Annotated in this window: 8 protein-coding genes and 1 pseudogene; 4 read left to right on the plus strand and 5 right to left on the minus strand. The window is 45.1% G+C overall.

The window, feature by feature from the left end:
* Nucleotides 1–876 (plus strand): nucleoside recognition domain-containing protein (locus PHP87_RS10365; protein WP_299921074.1); only part of this gene is annotated, 876 nt, incomplete at its 5' end.
* A gap of 369 nt (nt 877–1245) precedes the next feature.
* Here PHP87_RS10365 and PHP87_RS10370 read toward each other — a convergent pair.
* The gene (locus tag PHP87_RS10370; RefSeq protein WP_299921076.1) at nt 1246–2394 is read right to left on the minus strand and encodes a hypothetical protein; all 1149 of its coding nucleotides are present in this window, start codon (nt 2392–2394) and stop codon (nt 1246–1248) included.
* Between the two features lie 146 nt (nt 2395–2540).
* Here PHP87_RS10370 and PHP87_RS10375 point away from each other — a divergent pair, with 146 nt between their 5' ends.
* The 3 genes and pseudogenes from PHP87_RS10375 to PHP87_RS11970 all read left to right on the plus strand — a co-directional run bounded on the left by PHP87_RS10375 (nt 2541) and on the right by PHP87_RS11970 (nt 3505).
* Nucleotides 2541–2729: a hypothetical protein gene (locus PHP87_RS10375; RefSeq protein ID WP_299921078.1), complete on the plus strand. Its 189-nt coding sequence runs from the start codon at nt 2541–2543 to the stop codon at nt 2727–2729.
* Nucleotides 2730–2884: 155 nt separating this feature from the next.
* Nucleotides 2885–3184: a type II toxin-antitoxin system Phd/YefM family antitoxin gene (locus PHP87_RS10380; RefSeq protein WP_299921080.1), complete on the plus strand. Its 300-nt coding sequence runs from the start codon at nt 2885–2887 to the stop codon at nt 3182–3184.
* Nucleotides 3171–3505, plus strand: a pseudogene (locus tag PHP87_RS11970) (type II toxin-antitoxin system RelE/ParE family toxin). Before PHP87_RS10380 ends, PHP87_RS11970 begins: the two are co-directional and overlap by 14 nt.
* A 104-nt stretch (nt 3506–3609) precedes the next feature.
* Here the strand turns inward: PHP87_RS11970 and PHP87_RS10390 are convergent.
* The 4 genes from PHP87_RS10390 to PHP87_RS10405 all read right to left on the minus strand — a co-directional run.
* On the minus strand, nt 3610–3912 hold the full coding sequence (locus tag PHP87_RS10390; RefSeq protein WP_299921084.1) for a helix-turn-helix transcriptional regulator: 303 nt from the start codon (nt 3910–3912) through the stop codon (nt 3610–3612).
* A complete protein-coding gene (locus tag PHP87_RS10395; protein ID WP_299921085.1) occupies nt 3896–4150 on the minus strand; it encodes an addiction module protein in 255 nt (84 codons plus the stop codon). The genes PHP87_RS10390 and PHP87_RS10395 overlap by 17 nt, the downstream gene beginning before the upstream one ends.
* Before the next feature lie 378 nt (nt 4151–4528).
* Nucleotides 4529–4987 carry a hypothetical protein gene (locus tag PHP87_RS10400; protein WP_299921087.1) on the minus strand — a complete coding sequence of 153 codons (459 nt, stop codon included), beginning with the start codon at nt 4985–4987 and terminating at the stop codon, nt 4529–4531.
* Between the two features lie 400 nt (nt 4988–5387).
* Nucleotides 5388–5596, minus strand: a 209-nt coding sequence (locus PHP87_RS10405; protein WP_299921089.1) for a hypothetical protein, incomplete at its 5' end; no start/stop codon positions are given.

The following is a 5596-nucleotide window of genomic DNA, read 5'->3' on the forward strand; positions in this document are numbered from 1 at the left end:
GGAGCCCATGGCAAGCAGTGTTTAACCATGTGCATGGGCTTTGGCTGCAATGCTGCCGGGGTCACTTCCTGCCGTATTATCGACTCCCCCCGGGAGAGGCTGATAGCCATACTCACCAATACCTTCTCCATTTGCAACGGCCGCTTTCCCACGCTCATCGCCCTGGCCACGATCTTTATGGGTGCCCTGGTTTCCCAAGCTTATAGCTCCATACTGGCCACCCTGGCAGTGGTAGCAATAATTATGACCGGCATAGCAACCACCCTGCTGGTTTCATCTTTGCTATCCCGTACCCTTTTGCGCGGAATGTCTTCCTTTTTTGTCCTGGAGCTCCCTCCCTTTCGCCGGCCCCAACTGGGTCAGATCCTTATCCGTTCCCTGCTGGACCGCACCCTGTTCGTACTCTGGCGGGCCGTGGTCATCGCCGCCCCGGCGGGAGCTCTGACCTGGATACTGGCTAATAGTTTTATTGGCGAAACCAGCGTTTTTGCATTAATAGCGGGCTGGCTGAACCCCCTGGGCCAGCTTATGGGTATGGACGGCATTATCCTCATCGCCTTCCTCCTGGGGTTGCCCGCCAATGAAATCGTCCTGCCCATCCTTATCATGGGCTATATCTCTGCCGGCAGCATGCTGGAATTGGATAGCCTGAACGCATTGCGAATTTTACTGCTGGATCATGGCTGGACTTGGATTACCGCCCTCTGCGTCATGCTGTTTTCACTGCTCCATTTTCCCTGCGGCACCACTCTTTATACCATTTTCAAAGAAACCCGCAGTGCTCGCTGGACCTTGCTGTCCGCTTTGCTTCCCCTGCTCCTGGGCATAGTGGTAACCTTGATAATTAACCAGGGGTCACAGATTATTATGCGATAGGATAAGGTTAATGTGTTTTCGCGGCATAACGGCAGGTTAAGGCTATAAAAAGCAGAATAAATAAATCTATAACCTTGATATATAGTCTGAAAACCTTCGCTGGAGCCCGAATATCCAGTTTAATATTAATAGACGGGCCGGATTATCAGTGGCTGAACTTGAAGAAGTTGGATGACGATATTTAATCGAGTACAATTATTTATTAAAAGCATTTTCTCCACTACTGCCATGAATTTCTTGTCTCTTGACAATCTATGGGGACTTTGCTACTGCCAAGGATAATAGGGGATTCGGCAAAAGCCCAAAACTGAATGTAATCCCCCAAAACTATCCCCGGCCTATTCCTCCCTTACGATGCTTGTAAATAAACTATTTATACTGCCCGTAACCATCAGCCGGCAGTATAAACCAATCTGCCCGGGTGGAAAACGCAGTTGCCTGCATCTTTTCATTCCCCGGGGAACTCTCTATGCTTTGCGTTTCATTATTAGTATACAAGCGGCCTATACACTTATCACCTCGAAAAGCCCATATCCAGTGTTCTTCAGGCAGGTCAGCCGCTACCAGCAAAATATCCTTAAAACTACCCAGTCGCAGATCACAATAAGCATCGCCATACTTCTCCATAGCCTTTTCGATATTCTTGCTTAAACCAGCTTGGAGGTCATTGAGGGGCGAAAATTCTTCCCAGGCCGGTTCCCGCTGCACCAAGCTAAGCTTTGCCGGCTCCGGTATAGTCCTGTAGATATTGCTGCCGACTTGAGCCAGATCCGTTCCCCCGCCGACAATTAAACCCAAAGTTTCACCCTTTATTTTTTGCCAATCTTCCTGCTGCTCAGCGACCTTGGCTAAAAGCAGCCCATCCTCTGCGGCTTCAACATCATTATTAAGCAGAAGCAGATTGAATTGAGAAGAATTGCCGGAAATGAGTAAAGGCATAATATCACCCTTAGCGGCATAATCCGGTAGCGGTAGTTCGCGCTTCACCACCAAATCGCCCCGGTGACTTTCGATAATGATCACCTCCGGAATTGATGAATCCGGTGATTCCCCTGACTGGGAACGAGGATAGGCCAGCAGAAGCTCATCCTGCTCGGATGAGGCCTTAATAGCTGCGACCATAGGCATACTATCCGTTCTTACTTCCTGAACGCTTAATTTACTGGCCTGGCCTTTTATTAATCTCCCAGTTTCCTGGCTTCCAAATGAACAAGCAAAAAGCCGGGAGCCGCCATCCCAGATCAGTCGAGGATTATACTCCTCCCCCATCTCCTGCCGGAAACAGACTTCCTGCTCCCAGGAGAGTTTGCCACTCTTCAAATCCCAGGAAGCCAGTCTCGCCTCTCGCTCCATACTGACAGCATCACTTTCTCCTGCAAGCTCTGATGTAAGCATTATCAATGGTATTACATCTTTGCCTTCCGACTGTCCGCCTTTCGTTACCGCACTTTGACACCCGGCTAACCCCAAAGCCAGTGTAATGATGAGAATAAGTCCAACAATCTTTTTTTTATACACTATACTTCCCCCTTTTAAAGCTATTTTAGATTATACCAAAGATATTTCCATAATTGGATGAATTAAACGAGCAGGAGCCTGTTTATGATATACTGAGAGTGAAAATAACCATTTACTGTCTCTTTAGCTGAGCACGGGAAAACGCCATGTTTTTTTATGAGCCTGGTAAGAAGCCGAAGAATCATTGTCAGCTTTATGAGAAATTTTTTGCCCTGGCTCCCCTGGACAAACTATGGCGCAGGTTCAAGCGCCTCTACCTCTTCAACCCTGACCCGCGCGCCCAGGATCTAGACGATCATTATTACCAGGAAACCATATCCGCCTTCAAACAGTAGTGGACAGGATGTTCTACACCGAAAGCATCCACGATGTCGCTCTCTCACCTTGCGCCGGATAATCTAAGCGCCGGAATAGCCCTGCCAACCGGTCTGTTTGACTTTGCCTTAACCCTCGTGGTAGACTTTCGACAGATAATTGATAGGAGGCATGCATGATGCTAAACAGAATCCGCCGGCCCGGCCTTATGATTGTTAAGCCGTCATCGGTGATTCGCTCGGATTATAAGGGTTTCTCCAAGCTCTGTCATGAAACTGACGACCCTATTCTGATCACCAACAACGACGAAAATGACCTGGTAGTAATGAGCCATGAAGCCTTTTGCCGCCGCGAAGCCTGGATTCGCTTACAAGCAAAGCTCTCCGCAACAGATAAGCAGATTGCAGCAGGCGAACTGTTCGAACACGAAGAGGTTTTCTCTCATCTAAAGGAGCGTATCCATGGCCAGGCTTAAAATTCGCTACACCCGGGACGCGGTAGATGACCTGGACAGCATATTCGATTATATTGCTGAAGATAATCGAAAGGATACCGCCAGGTTGTTGGAACGAATTGAGAATTCTATTCTAAACTGGCAGACAAACCTCGCCTGGGGATCGTGCTGCCAACCAACGATTTGTCCCTGGTCAAAGCTGGATACCGCCGCATTATAGTCCAACCGTATATCATTTTCTATCGCATCGCTAAAGACGAAATTTTCATTTCCCAGATACTGCATAGCAAACAGGATTGGATGAATCTATTGTTTGAAAACACTTATGAAGATAACTCATAAAGTAAAACCACATTCCCGTTTGCGAATGGCAACTACGAGGATTTTTATGGGTGGATGAATGGAAATATGCAGCAGAGTAATAAGGTCGTTCATCTACGGCATTTTTATGAATTTCTCTCCTGAAAGTCGATGCTAAATCTGAAACCCAATTTATTAGCAATCTTCCAGAGTTGTTCAATCGTATAATTATAGTCGCCACTCTCCATTTTAGCCACCATAGCTTGAGTAACACCCAGCTTATCCGCCAATTTTTTTTGCGATAGACCATGCTTTAGCCGGTAATCAAAAAGAGCGGTCGAGATTCTATAATAGATATCGTATAGCTCATCTTTCTCTTTGGCTTCTTCTCCACCCAGCCGGTCAATCATCTCCCATGCATCCGGCAGATTTCTAATGTCGATCATCATTAATAACCCCCTTGAGCCGTACGACTCTCATCTCTCCGTTCTTGAACATCTCTTCCATTGAAATGTCTTCCCATCGCCCTTCTCTGTACGCCGCAAGCCTCTTTTTCGCTTCTTCTGCCCATAAATCATCAAGGTTCTGGCCAGAATCGTCAATACTCTTGATAAAACTTTCCAGCAATATAAATCTCTCTTCTATTTTAAGGTTTAATGCTTGTTTTAGAATTTTATCAATACTCATATATTTTTCACCTCTTATTTTGGCAAGAAGAAATAAGACTAATTTGTTTCCGAACTAATAGTGATCTATAATTCTAGTTTAAACGCTTAATTTTCACTTTATCCTATTGGGACACCTCTTACAGATGAGTCAGGGGCAACTTTAATGCTTTCGTTGTTATTTTGCTATCCAGGTTTGGCTTAGCAGCGGCAACATAGTCGTTTTTGATAAGTCTTTATTCCACCATACCAGTCAATCCCTTCAGATCCTGCCGCATAGAATCTCCCTTCAATTTGCTCTGGATATTTGGAGCTGAATTTTCCGAAATATAACATTTGAAGTCCTCTTTATACTGGATATGTTTTTTCATGATTCCAGCTAATATATCTACTCCAATATTTACAACCTGACAATCATTCTCTCTTTATAATAGTGAAGAATCATATCCAGTTGTCCTTCCGGGTTGGAATAGCCCACCACTATCTCATCAGCCAACTCTATCATCATCCGGTTGCGGATGGCGGCGTTTTCTGCGGTAACCCATTTTACGGAATGGTCAAAGGGGGTAATGATGAGCAGGCGGCCTTGCTCCAAAGGGGGTTTCAGTTCAGGTTCCAGGCGGGTTTTCAGGCCGCGAGCCAGGGCTAAAATGATGGGCTGGGTACCTTTCAAAAGGTAATGCAGGACGTCTTTTTCCATCTGGCTGTGGAAGCCGCTGATAACGCAGCGACTGGCCTCACGCTGGGCGTTGGCCCAATCATAGCATTTGAGCACAGCGGAAGCCGGTACCCGGCGGCTGCAGAGAAAAGCGGTTTTAGGCAGATTTAGTAATTCTTCATTTCCCAGGCTAGCTTTCATCCTACCTACTTTTCCTTTCCTCCGATTCCTGCTTCCTAGATTTGTATTCCTGCCTGAAGTTTTTCGCTAATCAGGGAACCCAGTAAACTGCTCATAGCATATTTGTCCGATGGGCCCTCAACATAAATCAGTACCTTGTTCATAACAAAACCTCTAATTCATCGTTACGGTGCATTAACTCGATTTCGTCCTATCCAAAGTCTTCTAAATTAGACAACAAAATCCTCGAAGTATCGGACTTTATGAAAACAATATCTGCTCAATTATACAAGAACTTAACAAGATGAACATAGATATTAATTAATAACCCCTTCACTTTGACTAAAGCTCCTATAATCCTATATTTCAGGTATTTAACTTTTGGAATTCTCGATGGTTTACAATTTATTATTAATTAACCCTATATACCGGCAGTAACAGGTATCATTTCCCGAATCTTTGTAAAAACATCAGTATAAACATCAATATCCAGTTCTTCTGCCATTTCGAAAGTTACCAAAACTGAGTAGGGTATGGGATCAGTAAGTTTTCCGGCATCTTCTACACAATTTATTTTTATTCCAATGGAATCTCCTACATCCCATACCATCGCTTTATCTCCATAGAATA

Source organism: Syntrophomonas sp., from assembly GCF_028707975.1.
Lineage (GTDB): Bacteria > Bacillota > Syntrophomonadia > Syntrophomonadales > Syntrophomonadaceae > Syntrophomonas.